17 protein-coding genes are annotated in these 16,404 nt (G+C 29.4%); all 17 read left to right on the top strand.

Annotated elements, in window-relative coordinates; all coding sequences use genetic code 11:
• The first annotated feature begins 13 nt into the window (after nt 1-13).
• The 17 genes from ACQRC6_RS03280 (at nt 14) to hemZ (ending at nt 16,404) form a co-directional block, all read left to right on the top strand.
• On the top strand, nt 14-664 hold the full coding sequence (locus tag ACQRC6_RS03280) for a zinc dependent phospholipase C family protein (RefSeq protein WP_427847725.1): 651 nt from the start codon (nt 14-16) through the stop codon (nt 662-664).
• A 59-nt stretch (nt 665-723) separates the two neighbouring features.
• Nucleotides 724-1,719, top strand: a complete 996-nt coding sequence (asnA, locus tag ACQRC6_RS03275) for an aspartate--ammonia ligase (RefSeq protein WP_427847724.1) — start codon at nt 724-726, stop codon at nt 1,717-1,719.
• Nucleotides 1,720-1,800: 81 nt separating this feature from the next.
• Nucleotides 1,801-2,562, top strand: coding sequence for a hypothetical protein (locus ACQRC6_RS03270; protein ID WP_293559026.1), 762 nt, complete (start codon nt 1,801-1,803; stop codon nt 2,560-2,562).
• Nucleotides 2,563-2,600: 38 nt separating this feature from the next.
• Nucleotides 2,601-3,095, top strand: a complete 495-nt coding sequence (gene ruvC / locus ACQRC6_RS03265; RefSeq protein ID WP_293559024.1) for a crossover junction endodeoxyribonuclease RuvC — start codon at nt 2,601-2,603, stop codon at nt 3,093-3,095.
• The gene (gene ruvA, locus ACQRC6_RS03260; protein WP_293559022.1) at nt 3,095-3,679 is read left to right on the top strand and encodes a Holliday junction branch migration protein RuvA; all 585 of its coding nucleotides are present in this window, start codon (nt 3,095-3,097) and stop codon (nt 3,677-3,679) included. Before ruvC ends, ruvA begins: the two co-directional genes overlap by 1 nt.
• Nucleotides 3,680-3,683: 4 nt before the next feature.
• Nucleotides 3,684-4,685 carry a Holliday junction branch migration DNA helicase RuvB gene (ruvB, locus tag ACQRC6_RS03255; RefSeq protein ID WP_293559020.1) on the top strand — a complete coding sequence of 334 codons (1,002 nt, stop codon included), beginning with the start codon at nt 3,684-3,686 and terminating at the stop codon, nt 4,683-4,685.
• A 1-nt stretch (nt 4,686) separates the two neighbouring features.
• Nucleotides 4,687-5,805: a SpoIID/LytB domain-containing protein gene (locus tag ACQRC6_RS03250; RefSeq protein WP_427847723.1), complete on the top strand. Its 1,119-nt coding sequence runs from the start codon at nt 4,687-4,689 to the stop codon at nt 5,803-5,805.
• Nucleotides 5,806-5,818: 13 nt separating this feature from the next.
• Entirely contained in the window at nt 5,819-6,838 is a 1,020-nt protein-coding gene (gene queA, locus ACQRC6_RS03245) for a tRNA preQ1(34) S-adenosylmethionine ribosyltransferase-isomerase QueA (protein WP_427847722.1), read from the top strand.
• 5 nt (nt 6,839-6,843) lie between these two features.
• Nucleotides 6,844-7,956 (top strand): tRNA guanosine(34) transglycosylase Tgt, encoded by a 1,113-nt coding sequence (tgt, locus tag ACQRC6_RS03240; RefSeq protein ID WP_427847721.1) that lies wholly within the window; start codon nt 6,844-6,846, stop codon nt 7,954-7,956.
• A 69-nt stretch (nt 7,957-8,025) separates the two neighbouring features.
• Nucleotides 8,026-8,325, top strand: coding sequence for a preprotein translocase subunit YajC (gene yajC / locus ACQRC6_RS03235; RefSeq protein WP_427847720.1), 300 nt, complete (start codon nt 8,026-8,028; stop codon nt 8,323-8,325).
• Between the two features lie 8 nt (nt 8,326-8,333).
• Complete coding sequence (gene scfA, locus ACQRC6_RS03230) at nt 8,334-8,480, top strand: six-cysteine ranthipeptide SCIFF (protein WP_010242317.1); 147 nt, start codon at nt 8,334-8,336, stop codon at nt 8,478-8,480.
• Nucleotides 8,481-8,531: 51 nt separating this feature from the next.
• On the top strand, nt 8,532-9,884 hold the full coding sequence (gene scfB, locus ACQRC6_RS03225) for a thioether cross-link-forming SCIFF peptide maturase (protein WP_427847719.1): 1,353 nt from the start codon (nt 8,532-8,534) through the stop codon (nt 9,882-9,884).
• 188 nt (nt 9,885-10,072) lie between these two features.
• On the top strand, nt 10,073-11,857 hold the full coding sequence (gene recJ, locus ACQRC6_RS03220; protein ID WP_427847718.1) for a single-stranded-DNA-specific exonuclease RecJ: 1,785 nt from the start codon (nt 10,073-10,075) through the stop codon (nt 11,855-11,857).
• The gene (locus ACQRC6_RS03215; protein ID WP_427847717.1) at nt 11,847-13,991 is read left to right on the top strand and encodes a RelA/SpoT family protein; all 2,145 of its coding nucleotides are present in this window, start codon (nt 11,847-11,849) and stop codon (nt 13,989-13,991) included. Before recJ ends, ACQRC6_RS03215 begins: the two co-directional genes overlap by 11 nt.
• 4 nt (nt 13,992-13,995) lie before the next feature.
• Nucleotides 13,996-14,445, top strand: a complete 450-nt coding sequence (gene dtd, locus ACQRC6_RS03210) for a D-aminoacyl-tRNA deacylase (RefSeq protein WP_427847716.1) — start codon at nt 13,996-13,998, stop codon at nt 14,443-14,445.
• A gap of 7 nt (nt 14,446-14,452) precedes the next feature.
• Nucleotides 14,453-15,079, top strand: coding sequence for an MBL fold metallo-hydrolase (locus ACQRC6_RS03205; protein ID WP_320850360.1), 627 nt, complete (start codon nt 14,453-14,455; stop codon nt 15,077-15,079).
• Nucleotides 15,076-16,404: a coproporphyrinogen dehydrogenase HemZ gene (gene hemZ, locus ACQRC6_RS03200; RefSeq protein ID WP_427847715.1), complete on the top strand. Its 1,329-nt coding sequence runs from the start codon at nt 15,076-15,078 to the stop codon at nt 16,402-16,404. Before ACQRC6_RS03205 ends, hemZ begins: the two co-directional genes overlap by 4 nt.

Here is a 16,404-nt window from a genome sequence, read left to right as displayed (position 1 = left end):
ATTTTATTAGGATGTGTTTAAAATTTTACCAGATACACATAAGATTGTGGCAAAAATAGTCCACGATAGAATAAAAGATAAATATAGTATCAACTTAAATTTAGATAAATTGCTTTGGGGTTCAATTGCTCCAGATGTTTTACCTTACTATAAGACAAAGAGACATTATTTTGATGAATCAGGAGATTATATAGCAAGGGAGATAAGTAGACTTATTTATTTTTCTAGATATTCTTATTCTGAGGGCAATGAAAGTAAATTATTTATTAATTATATTAGTAAAAAGTTGGGCATAATTATGCATTATCTTTGCGATTTTGTATGTTATCCTCACGCTTACAGAATGACTTTTGTTGAAAATCTAAGAAAACATATTAGGTATGAACAAGATCTAGCTTTATATGCTCGAGAAAGTAAGTATTTAGAAGAAAATTATAAGGAAGTAATTTCTTTAGAAAACATAAGAATTTTTGAAGATTTAGATTTAAGTCTTGATAAAAAAATTAAAAAGTATTTAGTTAATGTAATTAATGAGTATAAGAATTCAAACCACAGTTTTGATAATGATTTAAATTTTGCTTTAAATTTGTCAACAAATATTTCTATTCTTGTTATTGAATCAATACTTGAATATAGTGGGGAATTTGATATACAATTTATTTAAGAAGTAAAATTCTTTCATTCGATAGAGTGAAAGAATTTTTATAGTTATGGAGGAAAAAGATGAGAAATAATTCTAGTGCTACAAAATTAGACCTTAGAGAAACACAAATAGCAATTAAGTCAGTAAAAGATTACTTTCAAAGGGATTTAGCAAATACTTTAAATTTACAAAGGGTTTCTGCACCTCTTTTTGTTAGACCTGAAACAGGACTTAATGATAACTTAAATGGAGAAAAAGCAGTGGATTTTCGCTTGAAACACTATGGCATAAATGTAGAGATCGTTCAATCTCTGGCAAAATGGAAGAGAAACGCTTTAAAAGAATATAATTTCAATAAGTATGAAGGTATTTATGCAGATATGAATGCCATAAGAGCAGAAGAAGAACTTGATGAAATTCACTCATCTTATGTAGATCAATGGGACTGGGAAAAAATCATTGATAAAAGTGACAGAAATAAAGAGTATCTTTATTTAACTGTTAAAGAAATTTTTTCGGTTTTTAAGAGAACAGAAGAATATATTAATCAAACTTATCCATATATACTTTCTAAAAAGTTACCTGAAGAAATATTTTTTATAACATCACAAGAGTTAGAAGATTTATATCCAGGGAAAAATCCTAAGGAAAGAGAAAAATTAATTTGTAAAGACAAGGGAGCAGTTTTCATCATGGGAATTGGAGGAAACTTGAATTCTGGAGAACCTCATGATCTTAGAAGCCCAGATTACGATGATTGGAAGCTTAATGGAGATATCTTATTTTGGGATGAAGTTTTAGATAATTCTCTTGAAGTTTCTAGCATGGGAATTCGTGTAGATGAAAATTCTCTAAAAAGTCAATGTGAACTCGCAAATACAACAGACAGATTAAACTTAAAATATCACCAAGACATTTTAAAGGCAAATCTTCCATATACAATTGGTGGAGGTATTGGTCAATCAAGAATTTGTATGTTTTTTCTTGAAAAAAGCCATATTGGAGAAGTACAAGTTGGAGTTTGGGACGAAAGTAATTTAAATTATTGTAGAGAAAATAAAATAAAATTATTATAATTTTAAGAAATTTACAAATTGGATACAAATCCTTCGGTATATGTAGTATAATATTTTTATATGATACCGGAGGATTTTTTTATGGACTTGGCACAAAAATTAATTCAGAAACCTATTAAAAGTGTTGCCTTTAAAGATATAAAAAAATACCTAATTGCAAACTTCTTATACAAGGGTGATTTGGATAGCATAAATATTTTGCTTAATTTATACAATGTTTATGAGTCAATCGAAAACATATATCCAAGATATGTTACTCTTGAAAATTTGAGAAAAGATATAATTAAAATCTATAGGCAAAAGGAAGGAATAGAACTTATTGCACAGAACCTTTCTAGTCTAATACACGATGATATCAATAGATTAGAGCTTTATTTATATTTAGAAGCTTATAGGCTTGGATTTAATTCCAAAAAACATATTAATATACTCGAAATAATTACATTGAAGTATCTAACTATTGATGAACTTTATAATAGAAAAAAACTTTTTCAATATGAATTTCAAAATGAGGAAGTTTTGTCTTTTAAAAAGTTGATTTTTAAAGAAATTAGAAAAGATAAGCAAATTAGGATTTTTATAAAAAATACACTTTCAGACGTTAAGAAAAAGTTGCTTAATGAAAAAATAAATAGTATAAATGATCATCTTGATTTACAACTTTCTTTCAAAAGTGAAAACGACGATGTTAAAATTAGGGAAGTAGATTCATATTTGACTGATTCTGAAATTATTACTCTAAACAATAAAATTTCTAAGTTTCTTTACATAGATGGATTTAGGATTTTTAGGAATGGTTTTTGGGATGGAGTTAACGATAGAGTTTTAAAGAGATACAAATAAGGATAGTTTTATACTATCCTTTTTAAAGTGGTGATAATTTGATAATAATGGGTATTGACCCTGGAATAGCAATAGTTGGATATGGTTTTTTAGAATTAAAAGGAAATTCATATAAAGTTATAGATTATGGTGCCATTACTACAATGTCCAAGGTTCCACTTGCAGATAGACTAAATTTAATTTATGAAGAAATGAATGAATTAATAGAAAAATATAAGCCTATTGATATTGCTTTTGAAGAACTGTTTTTTAATAAAAACGTCAAGACTGCAATTACAGTTGCTCAAGCTCGTGGAGTTGAAGTTTTGTCAGCAAAAAAGAGCGGTGCTGGTTTGTATGAATACACTCCCTTGCAAGTTAAACAAGCTCTTGTAGGATATGGTAGAGCTACGAAAACACAGGTACAAGAAATGGTTAAGATTATTTTAAATTTAAGTGAAATTCCAAAGCCTGACGATGTAGCCGATGCACTTGCAGTTGCAATAACTCACGGAAGTTCAATTAAGTTTAAAGAAAGTTTTAGGATGATATAATGATAGAATTTTTAAAGGGTAAAGTACACTCAACAGATAGGGGATATTTAGTTCTTGAAGCTAATGGTATCGGTTATATAATTAACATGATTTCAAGAGAACTTCATACATTTTATAAAAATGAAGAAGTTTTTATAAATATTAGACTTATCTTAAGAGAAGATGCTGCAGTTTTATATGGATTTAAAGATAGTGAAACAAGAGATGCTTTTGATCTTTTGACCACAGTAACAGGAATTGGTCCAAAACTTGCCATGGGGATTTTAGATGGAGATGACGCATCAAATATCGCAAAGTATATTATATCAAAGGATGACAAAGCTCTTATGAAGCTTCCTGGTGTTGGAAAAAAAACAGCACAGAGAATAATTTTAGAATTAAAGGATAAAGTTGAAAAATTAAATTTAGATTTAAATTTTGAAACGGAATATGTTAATACATTTGATGAAAATGATGATCCAGCAGTTGAGGCACTTATCTCATTAGGTTATAATGTATATGACGCAAAAAAAGTTCTTGAAAAGATTGATATATCATTAGATATATCTGATAGAATAAGAGAAGCATTGAAATTAATGGGTTGATATTATGGATAAAAATAGATTAGTTGAACCAGCTTTTATAGATGGAGATACAAAAGAAATTAGCCTTAGACCTAAGTGGTTAAGCGAATACATTGGTCAGGAAAAAATTGTAGATAATTTAAAAATTTTTATAGAAGCTGCCAAAAATAGATCTGAGCCTCTTGATCACACTTTACTAAGTGGACCACCTGGACTTGGAAAAACCACTCTCGCTGGTATTATAGCAAATGAAATGGGCGTTAACTTAAAAGTTACGTCGGGGCCTGCAATAGAAAAACAAGGCGATCTTGCCAGCATTCTTACAAATTTAAATAATGACGATGTACTATTTATTGATGAAATTCACAGATTAAATAAATCTGTTGAGGAAATTCTTTATCCTGCAATGGAAGATCATGCTCTGGACATAATTATAGGAAAGGGACCTTCAGCTAGATCAATTAGACTTGATCTTGCACCTTTTACACTAATAGGAGCAACTACAAGAGCAGGGATGCTAACTTCTCCACTTAGGGATAGATTTGGAGTAATGCTAAAGTTAGATTTATACGATACAAAATCTTTAGTAGAAATTATTATGAGATCTGCAAAAATCTTAAATATTCCAATTGAAAAAGAGGGAGCTATGGAAATAGCTAAAAGATCTCGTGGAACTCCAAGAATAGCTAATAGACTTTTAAAAAGAGTAAGAGATTATGCCGAAGTAAAAGAGGAAGGGGTAATAACCACAAAGGTGGCTATGAAAGGTTTGAATCTTTTAGAAATCGATAAATATGGGTTAGATAATATTGACAGAAGAATAATTCTTACAATGATTGAAAAATTTTATGGACGACCTGTTGGAATTGATGCTATTTCGGCTGCTATTGGGGAAGATAAGGGAACAGTAGAAGATGTATATGAACCATATTTAATGCAAATTGGTTTTATTATTAGAACTCCTAGAGGAAGGGTTGCTACAAAAAGGGCTTACGACCATTTTGGAATAGAATATAAGGGTGATTAAAATGAAAAAAATTTTATTGTTAGCCATAATATTTATGTTATTACCAATTAACATTTTTGCTAAGGATAGTTATGATAAAATTGATATTAAAATTGGGAAATCTGTAAATGAAAAGGAAAATTTAAAGCTAAAATCTAAAAGTAATTTATTTATTATTACTTCAGATGACCAAGTTATAAATAAGACAAATAATAAAGAAATTGACATAATGTTTGATGGGAAAAATATTAATTTAAAGGGAAATAATTTTAAACTAGCAAATTTTCCTCAAGATGGAGCTTTCTTAATAGGTTCTGATTCTCCAATATATGTAGATAAAATAAAAAGAAATTATAGAGGAGCAATTTCATTTAGAGTTAATAATGGAAAATTAGATGTTGTGAACAATGTAAATATTGACGATTATTTAAGAGGAGTAATTCCTAAGGAAATGAGTCCAGAATTTCCAATGGAATCATTAAAGGCACAGGCTCTTTGCTCAAGGTCCTTTGCAATAAATAATTTCAACAAATATATAAAAAAAGGATATAATCTCGACGATACTACAAATTCTCAAGTTTATTACGGAAAAGATGTTGAAGAAAAATCAACGGATAAAGCTGTAGAAAGCACATTAGGAGAAGTAATTAAATACGATGGGAAAATTGCTGAAACAATTTTTTGTGCATCATCGGGTGGATATACAGTTTCGTCATCAGAAGCTTGGGGCGGAAATTTTGTACCATACTTGATATCAAAAGAAGATCCCTATTCAGTTTATACATGGGAGTATACTATAAAAGATAGTGATTTAAAAAAATTAGATTTAACTGATATATTGGGAGTTAACTTAGATTCAACAAGTTCTAATAGGGTTAAAAATATTACGTTTAATACATCTAAAGGAAATATTACATTAAAGGCCAATGATTTTCGAAATAAAATAGGAAATACAATAATTAAATCAACATTATTTGATATTAATTGTGATAATGGCAAAATAATTGTAAAGGGAAATGGATATGGTCATGGTGTTGGCATGAGCCAATATGGTGCTGTAGAAATGGCAAAAAAGGGCAATAATTATAAGGATATTATTGAATTTTATTTCCCTGGCACAAATATTGAAAAGATAAAATAATAGAAAGGCAAAAATGAAAACAAAAGATTTTTATTACGACTTACCAAAGGAATTAATAGCACAACATCCTACTGAAAAAAGAGATCATTCGAGACTTCTTGTTTTAGACAAAAAAACTGGAGAAATGGAACACAAACATTTTTATGACATAATTGATTATCTTAATGAAGGGGATGTTTTAGTATTAAATGACACAAAGGTAATGCCTGCAAGAATTTATGGACATAGAGAAAATAAAGAGGAAAAAATTGAATTTCTACTTTTAAACAGAAAGGGAGATATATGGGAATGTTTATCTAAACCTGGAAAAAAAGCACAAATTGGAACTAAAATAATTTTTAGCGATAAACTGTCCGCAGAAGTAGTTGACATTTCTCATGATGGATCTAGATTTTTAAAGTTTCAATATGATGGAGTTTTTGAAGAAATTTTAGATGAGCTTGGTGAAATGCCCCTTCCTCCCTATATTACTGAAAAACTAAAAGACAAAGATAGATACCAAACTGTATATGCGAGAGAAGAAGGTTCAGCCGCAGCACCAACTGCAGGACTTCATTTTACAAAGGAACTTCTTCAAAAAGTTAAGGACAAAAAAGTAGAAATTTGTTACATTACACTTCATGTAGGTCTAGGAACATTTAGACCTGTAAAGGTTGAAAATATTGATGAACATGAAATGCATTCTGAATTTTATATTATGACTAAAGAAGTTGCAGAAAAAATAAACGCTGCAAAAAAAAGAGGGAATAGAGTAATTGCTGTTGGTACTACAAGTGTAAGAACTGTAGAATCTATTGCCGACGAAAGTGGAAAGGTTCATGAAAAAAGTGGTTTTACAAATATATTTATTTATCCACCATATAAGTTTAAGTGCGTTGATGCTCTTATAACAAATTTTCACTTACCAGAATCCACTCTTTTAATGTTAGTGTCTTCGCTTTCTACAAGAGAAATTATTTTAAAAGCATACAAAGAAGCGGTGAAAGAAAGATACAGATTTTTCAGCTTTGGCGATGCAATGTTTATAAGGTAGGTAATATGTTTAAATTTGAGTTATTAAAAACTGCCAAGGATTCAAAGGCAAGGCTTGGTAAAATTACAACTAATCACGGAGAAATTGAGACTCCAATATTTATGCCAGTAGGTACGAGAGCAACTGTAAAGACAATGACTCCTGATGAGTTAAAAGAAATTGGTTCACAGATAATTCTTTCAAATACTTATCATTTATTTTTAAGACCAGGTACTGACATAATAGAAAAAGCTGGTGGACTTCATAAATTTATGAATTGGGACAAACCAATTCTTACAGATTCTGGTGGATTTCAAGTTTTTTCTCTCTCAGACAATAGAAAAATAACTGAAGATGGGGTTCATTTTAGAAGTCATATCGATGGAAGTAAAATGTTTATATCTCCAGAAAAATCTATAGACATTCAAAATATTTTAGGTTCAGATATAATAATGGCATTTGATGAATGTGCACCCTATCCTGCAAGTTATGAGTATATAGACAATTCTATGAGAAGAACTCTTAGATGGGCAGAAAGGTGCAAAGAGCATCATAAGAATATAGATAATCAAACCCTTTTCGGAATAATTCAAGGTGGAATGTATAAAGACCTACGAGAAATTTCTGCTAGAGAAATGGTTGATATTGACTTTAAGGGATATTCTATTGGAGGTTTATCCGTTGGAGAGCCAATTGATCTTATGAATGATATTTTAGATTTCACAACTAATTTTATGCCAGAGAGTAAGCCAAGATATTTAATGGGAGTAGGTAGCCCAGATTATTTATTTGAGGCAGTTGAAAGAGGAGTCGATATGGCTGACTGTGTTCTCCCAACTAGAATTGCGAGAAATGGAACAGTTCTTACTCATAATGGTAAAATTGCAATAAAAAATGCTCTTTACAAAGAAGATTTTTCTGCACTTGATAAAGACTGTGATTGCTACACTTGTAGAAATTTTTCTAAGGCATATATTAGACATTTATTTAATGTAGATGAGATACTTGGCATGAGGCTTGCAACTATTCACAATTTATATTTTTTATTAAATATGATGAAAAATATTAGAGAGTCAATAAAGGGAGATTATTTTTTAGAGTATAAAAATGATTTTTACAAGAAGTATGGTTATAAATAATTTCTTGTTAAGTCATACAATTAAATGTATAATGTAATTATTAATTATATTATAAGAAGGGGGTTAATAATGGAGCAAAAAGCAATGTTAAATTTTATTCCTTTAATACTGATGTTTGTTATTTTTTATTTTTTCATGATAAGACCGCAAAAGAAAAAAGCAAATGAAATAAATGAAATGCGTGAAAATTTAAAAGTTGGAGATAAAGTAATAACAATCGGTGGAATAATTGGAAAAATTGTCCTTATTAAGGAAGATTACTTAGTTATTGAAACTTCATCAGATAATTCAAAAATTGAAATTATGAAGTGGGGAATCAATGGCACTTATAAAAAGAATTCAGAACTTAAAGATAGTGAAGAAGAATAGGAGAAATTATGAAACATATAAAAACACTTACAAATAAAAATCTTAAAAAAACCTATGAAAAAGGCGGATGTGGTGAATGTCAAACATCTTGTCAATCAGCTTGCAAAACTAGTTGCACAGTTGGAAATCAAAAATGTGAAAATTCTGAAAACTAAGGCAAGGGAAACCTTGCTTTTATTTTGTTAAGGAATGGTAAAGGAGTAAAGATGGTAGAAAGAATTCACAAATTTTATTTAAACGACAGATACATAGTGCTTGATATTGCAAGTGGTTCTGTTCATGTTGTTGAAAAAATCGTATATGAGATGATTGATGATTATGAAAAAATGTCAAAAGATGAAGTCATAGAAAAATTTTCAAGAATTTATAAGGAACAAGATGCCTTAGAAGCCTATGAAGAAATAGATTATTTAGTAAAGGAAGGTCTTCTATTTTCTGAAGACGAACATTTTAAACTTCCAAAATATAATCCGCAAAATGTTGTAAAGGCTTTATGTCTTCATGTGGCTCATGATTGTAATTTAAGATGTAAATATTGTTTTGCTTCACAGGGTGATTTTAAGGGCGATAGAAGTTTAATGTCCTTTGAAACTGGTAAAAAAGCTTTGGATTTCTTAATAAAAAATTCTGGCAATAGAAAAAATCTTGAAGTGGACTTCTTCGGTGGCGAACCACTTATGAATTTTGATTTAGTAAAAAAACTTGTGGCTTATGGAAGAGAAGAAGAAAAAAAACATGGAAAACATTTCAGATTTACCATTACAACTAATGGAATGCTTTTAAATAAAGAAATTGAAGATTTCATAAATGAAAATATGGACAATGTTGTTCTTTCTATTGATGGAAGAAGAGAAGTAAACGACAGAATGCGTCCAACTATAAATGGTAAAGGTTCCTATGATGTAATAGTTCCTAAATTTAAAGAGCTTATCGATAAAAGAGGAGATAAGGATTACTTTATCAGAGGAACATTTACAAATGAGAATTTAGATTTCTCAGAAGATTTAAAGGATTTTTATTCTCATGGATTTAAAAAAACATCTATTGAACCAGTAGTTACTGACAAAAAAGAAAGCTATGCTATAAGAGAAGAACATTTAGATAAAATATTAAGTGAATACGAAAAGATGAGTAAAGATTACATCGGTATTAGAAAAAAAGATAAGGATTTTTCTTTCTTCCACTTTATTATTGATTTATCACAAGGACCTTGTATTGTTAAGAGAACTATTGGTTGTGGCGCTGGTTCAGAATATGTGGCAATTACTCCTCAAGGAGAAATTTATCCTTGTCACCAATTTGTTGGAGAAGAAGAATTTTTGCTAGGAAATGTTGACGATGGAATTTTAAATACTGATCTTAGAGATACTTTTAAAAACTCAAATGTTTATACTAATGAAGATTGTCCATCTTGTTGGGCAAGATATTATTGTTCAGGCGGATGTCACGCTAATGCTTATTACAGCAACAATGATATAAGTAAACCATACAAAGTTGGATGTGCAATGGAAAAGAAAAGGATTGAGTGTGCAATTTCAGTTTTAGCCAATGAAGAATAATTTAATTTGCGAACCCTTCGGGGTTCTTTTTTATTTTCATAAAACTAAGATAGTTCTGAGTTTTAATATATATCAACTTATAACACATAAATTTATAGTAATAAGCATAATCTAATATAGATGATTCAAATAGTTTTACCTAAATGATAATTTTTGATATAATTAAATTTATATGAAGTGGTGATTAAATGGAAAGATGGTTTATTAAAAATAAAAAGGATCCAGGAATCGAATATAAAAAACTGGGCATCAATAATGTTATATATAAAATTTTAATTAATAGAGAGATTAATACTGAAGAAGAAATACAAAGTTTTTTGGAACCCCTGCTTTCAAATTTATATTCACCTATACTTTTAAAGGATATGGTTAAAGCATCCAATTTAATTTTAAGTCATGTTGCCAAGAAAAACAAAGTTAGAATTATTGGTGACTACGATGTAGACGGCGTTACTTCAACTTATATTTTGTATTCAGGGCTTAATAGAATTGGTGCTGATGTGTCTTATGACATTCCTCATAGAGTCGAGGACGGTTATGGAATTAATAACAATTTAATTGACAGAGCCTTTAATGATGGCGTAAATCTTATCATTACTTGTGACAATGGAATTGCTGCAAGAGATGCAGTTTTTTATGCAAAATCTAAGGGAATTGATATTATTATAACTGATCATCACGAAGTCCCAAAAAAATTTGAAAATGATAAAGATATAGAATTAATTCCAGAAGCTAATGCAGTTATTAATCCAAAACAAAATTCTTGCAATTATCCCTTTGCTGAAATTTGTGGAGCAGTAGTTGCTTTTAAATTAATTGAATATTTATTTTTAATTAAAGGCGTGGACAAAGATGAATTTTACGAAAGTTTTTTGCCTTTCGCTGCCATAGCAACAGTTTGCGATGTAATGCCACTTAAAAATGAAAATAGAATAATTGTATCAGAGGGTTTGAAATGTTTGAGAAATACTAAACACATTGGTCTTAACGCACTAATAGAGGTTTCTAATATAAATAAAAAGGATATAGATGTATATCATCTAGGATTTATAATAGGTCCAACTATAAATTCTAGTGGAAGACTTGATTCAGCAAAAGATGCTTTAGAATTATTACTTGAAAGTGACTATGATTTGGCTCTTGAAAAGGCAAGAAAGCTACGTGAACTTAATTATGAAAGACAAAAGCTTACAACTGAAGCCTTTGTTGTAATTGATGAAAAAATAGTGAGAGAAAATCTTTTAGATAAACACAAGGTTCTTATATTATACGAAGAGGGACTTAATGAATCTATTCTAGGAATTGTTGCAGGAAAGATAAAAGAAAAATACTATAGACCCACAGTTGTACTAAGCAATTCCAAAGACCTAATAAAAGGATCTGGAAGAAGTATTGAAGAATACAATATGTTCCAAGAATTTTCAAAATCTAAAGGATTTTTAGTTACTTTTGGCGGACATAAAATGGCTTGCGGCATGTCACTTCCTCTTAAAAACTTAGATGAATTTATTAAAGATGTAGATGAAAAGGAAACCCTAACTAAAGAAGATTTAATTAGAAAAGTTTATATAGACGGAAATTTGGAATTAAAATATATTAGCATGAATTTAGTCAAAGAAATTGAAAGACTTGCGCCCTTTGGAAATGGAAACTCTGCTCCAAAATTTGGTGCTAAGAACTTAAAAATTAGCAATCTTAATATATTAGGGAAAAATAAAAACTTTTTAAAGATGAAACTTTTTCAAGATAATATAAATTATACGGCAACTTTATTTGAAGATTATAAAATATTTTTAAATAATCTTGCAAAATTTTACGGAAGGGAAGAAGTAATGGCGCTACTTCAAGGTAGACCATCAAATATTTTTATAGATATAGTTTTTAATTTAGATTTGAATAAATTTAATGGAAATGTATCAATTCAATTAAAAATAAATAACTATAGAATTACAGGTGAAAATAATGTTAATTGATAAATTAATTCAAAAAGTAAAATCTTATAATGAAAACGCCGATTTTGATATGATAGTTAAGGCTTATAAAATGGCTGAAGAGCATCATAGAGGTCAAAAAAGAAATTCTGGAGAAGACTATATTATTCATCCACTTAATGTAAGTTTGATACTTGCTGATATGAATATGGATACATCAACTATTGTAGCAGGACTCCTCCATGATGTTGTAGAGGATACTGATGTTACTCTAGAAGATGTTAAAAATGAATTTGGTCAAGAAGTTGCAGATTTAGTTGACGGTGTTACAAAGTTAAAAAAATTAAATTATAAAAACAAGGAAGAAAAGCAAGCCGAAAATATTAGAAAAATGGTTCTTGCTATGGCGCAGGACATTAGAGTAATAATAGTTAAGCTTGCAGATAGACTTCATAACATGAGGACTCTTGAATATATGACTGATGCCAAAAAGATTGAAAAGGCAAAAGAAACTGTTGAGATTTATGCACCTATTGCCGATAGACTTGGTATGAGTAGAATTAAGTGGGAACTTGAAGATTTATCTTTGAGATATCTGGACGAGCAAGGCTATTATGAACTTGTTGAAATGGTAAATAAAAGAAGAAATGAAAGAGAAGATCTTATAAATCATATTATTTCTATTTTAAAAGAAAATTTGGCAAAAGTTGGAATTAAATGTGAAATTAATGGAAGACCTAAGAATTTTTATTCTATTTATAAAAAAATGAAGAAAAAAGGAAAGGTTTTTGATGAAATTTATGATTTATCTGCAGTTAGAATCTTAACTAATTCAGTAAAAGATTGTTACGGTGCACTTGGAGTAGTTCATACACTTTTTAAACCGATTCCAGGAAGATTTAAAGATTATATTGCAATGCCCAAACCTAACAAATACCAATCTCTTCACACAACTGTAATTGACAATAGTGGAGAAACTTTTGAAGTTCAAATTAGAACTTATGAAATGCATCAGACTGCCGAATATGGTATTGCTGCTCACTGGAAGTATAAGGCCGGTGTTTCAAAAGAAACTGCTTTCGACGAAAATTTAACTTGGTTAAGACAACTTTTAGAGTGGCAAAAAGATTTAAATGACCCTGGAGATTTTATGGACACTTTAAAGATCGACTTTTTTGCCGATGAAGTTTTCGTATTTACTCCAAGAGGAGATGTAATAAATTTACCAGAAGGTTCTACTCCTATCGATTTTGCATATAGAATTCACTCTCAAGTAGGTAATACTTGTGTTGGGGCAAAGGTAAATGGAAGAATTGTGCCATTAAATTATACGCTTCAAAGTGGCAACATAGTCGAAGTAATTACAAATCCTAACACAAGTCCTTCTCTTGATTGGCTAAAAATTGTAAAAAGTCCACAAGCACGCAAAAAAATCTCTCAATATTTTAAAGCTAAGGACAAAGAAAAGAACATTGAAAGAGGAAGAGAGGCTATTGAAAGAGAAGTAAAGAAACAGGGTTATGAGGTTCACAAGATTTTGCGTGATGACTGGCTAGATCAAGTTAGAGATAAGCTAAATATGTTAAGTCTTGATGAAATGTATGCAGCAGTTGGGTTTGGTACTATTACAACAGCACAAGTAACTGCTAAACTTATTGATATTTATAATAAATTTTATAAAAAAGATGCAAAAGATGTTGAACAAATTGTTCAACTAAAGAAGAGGTACAATAGCCAGGGAATCGAAGTTAAGGGCGTCGACGGTGTTAATGTAAGAATTGCAAAATGTTGTACACCAGTTCCCGGAGATGACATAATAGGATATATCACTATTGGAAGAGGCATATCTGTCCATAGGAAAGACTGCAAAAATATGCAAAACAATATTGATCCATCAAGACTTGTTGAAGTTAAATGGCAAAGTAGTAATGCCACAAGTTACAGTGCATCTATTGAGATAAGAGCCTTTGACAAACCAAATGTAATTGGAGATATTGCTAATAGAGTAAATGATTCAAAATTAAGCATTTCTTATTTAAATGCTAAAGTTGTAAAAAGTGGAGATGCTGTAATTGACATAACAGTTGAGATTACTGATAGTGAAGAACTTGAAAGATTGATGGAAAAATTAAAGAGAATAAATAATGTTCTCGAGGTATATAGAGTAAAGGCGTGATTAAATGCGAGCAGTAGTTCAAAGAGTAAAGAGTTCTAGCGTATCTGTTGATGGAGAAATTGTTTCAAAAATAGACAAGGGGCTAATGGTACTCCTTGGAATAGAAGTCAATGATGACGAAAAAGATCTAGACTATATTTTAAAAAAGGTGATTAAGCTTAGAGTTTTTGACGATGAAGATGGTGTGATGAATAAATCTTTACTTGACTATGGATTAGAAATTCTTGTAGTTAGTCAATTTACTTTATATGGAGATGTTAGAAAGGGGAACAGACCTAGTTATGTTCGTTCTGCTAAATTTGATGATGGAATTGTTTTGTACAAAAAGTTTATTGATGAACTTAAAAAGATGAATGTAAAAGTTTCTCATGGAGAATATGGTGCAAATATGGACGTAGAACTCATTAACGATGGTCCTGTTACAATTTTATTGGATTCTAGTAAGGAATTTTAGGTGAATTATGGAATATAAAATTATTAAATTAGTTGTCGGAGAATTGCAGGAAAATTGTTTTATTCTTTTTGACGAAAATAAAAGCGCATTTGTAGTTGATCCTGGCGGATCAAGCGAAAATATCATTGAGGCAATTGAAAAAAATGATTTGAAAATAAAATATATATTGCTTACTCATGGTCACTTTGACCATGTAGGGGCAGTGGCTCAATTGGTGAAAAAATTTAATGCACCAGTATATTTAAATAAAAATGACAAAAACTTTTTAGAAAATCCAAGAGAAGTGCGAGAATCAGCCTTTGGACTTCAAATTGAAGCTTCAGATGTAGATGTATTTGTAGAAGATGGGGACGAAATTCCTTTTTCTGATGATACAATAAAAGTTATTGCAACTCCTGGACATACAATTGGTTCAGTATGCTATCTTTTTAAAAATTATTTGTTTGCAGGGGATACGTTGTTTAACGGATCCATTGGAAGGACAGATTTTCCTGAATCTGACAATTCACTTATGATTGAATCTTTAAAAAAACTAAGGGAACTTGATGATGAAATTTATGTATTATCAGGTCATGGTCCAGAATCACAAATGGGTTATGAAAAAGCATCCAATCATTATTTGAGAAGTTTATGATTACAATTGAAAATGAAAACGAAGGTCTAAAAAAGTCGATTTTTGAATTTTTTAGGATGAAACTTCCAAAGGATTATAAAGAACTAGATATTGATTTAAAAATAAAAGTCGAAGGCAAGATTATTAATATTGAAATTCTTGGAAGTGGAATTAAAAAAAGTGAAGAATTAATAATAAAGAAGGAAAATCCACACTTTATTATAAAGAGATTTTTATTTGATTTATTCTCAAATTATAAAGATTTTGATAGTAGCTTTGGAATTTTAACTGGTGTAAGACCATTAAAGCTTATTTCAAAAGTATTTGAAAGTAATTCATATGAAAATTCAAAAAAAATTTTATTTGATAAATATAGAATAAGTATAGAAGATACAAATTTTTTATATAGAGTGTATAAGAATCAAGAAAAAATCAGAAATAATTCAAGTATAAAAAATTATAATGTCTATGTTCACATACCTTTTTGTCCAAGCAGATGTCTTTATTGTTCCTTTGACACAACTATTGAGAACAAGGAAAAGATAAATTTATACACAAAAAACTTAATTGAAGATATAAAAAACTACGAATTAAATTTTTTAAATTATCCAAATTCAATTTATATTGGAGGAGGGACCCCAACGTCAATTGGACTTAATAATCTAGAGAAAATTATTGATGCTATTTTAAAAAAATTTAAAAATACAAAGGAATTTACAGTTGAGTGTGGAAGAATTGACAGCCTTAACGTTGAAATTTTAGAAATGTTAAAGAATAATGGAGTTAATCGAATTTCTTTAAATCCACAAACTTTTAACGAAAGTGTAATAAGTAAATTGAATAGAACTTCAAATGAAAATATTAGGTATTGGTTTGATAATGCTAAGAAAATTGGTTTTGATGTTATAAATATGGATTTAATTATGGGATTACCTGGTGAAAGTAAAGAAAGTATATTAAATTCTATAAAAAAAGCAATAGAATTTTCTCCAGAAAATATTACACTGCACACTTTGGCACTAAAAAACGGTTCAAAACTTTTTGAAAATAGTTATATTAATAGAGAAGATTACAGCGATCTCTTGAAAAAATCTAAAACTCTTATGTTAAATTCAGGTTATGAGCCTTATTATCTATATAGGCAGAAAAAATCCGTTATCAGTTCAGAAAATGTTGGATATGCAAAAAAAGGTTATTCCTCAATTTACAATATTGTAATGATGGAGGAGCTTGAAAATATAATCGGTTTTGGACTTGGAGCCAGCACAAAAATTTTAGATTCAAAGGGAAAATTTAACAGAAATCTAAATTCTAAAAATCTTGAAGAATATTTAACAAGGAGATAA

This window comes from Peptoniphilus sp. SGI.035 (assembly GCF_050315115.1).
Lineage (GTDB): Bacteria > Bacillota > Clostridia > Tissierellales > Peptoniphilaceae > Peptoniphilus_A.
This window is presented reverse-complemented; position numbering and strand designations above follow the sequence as displayed.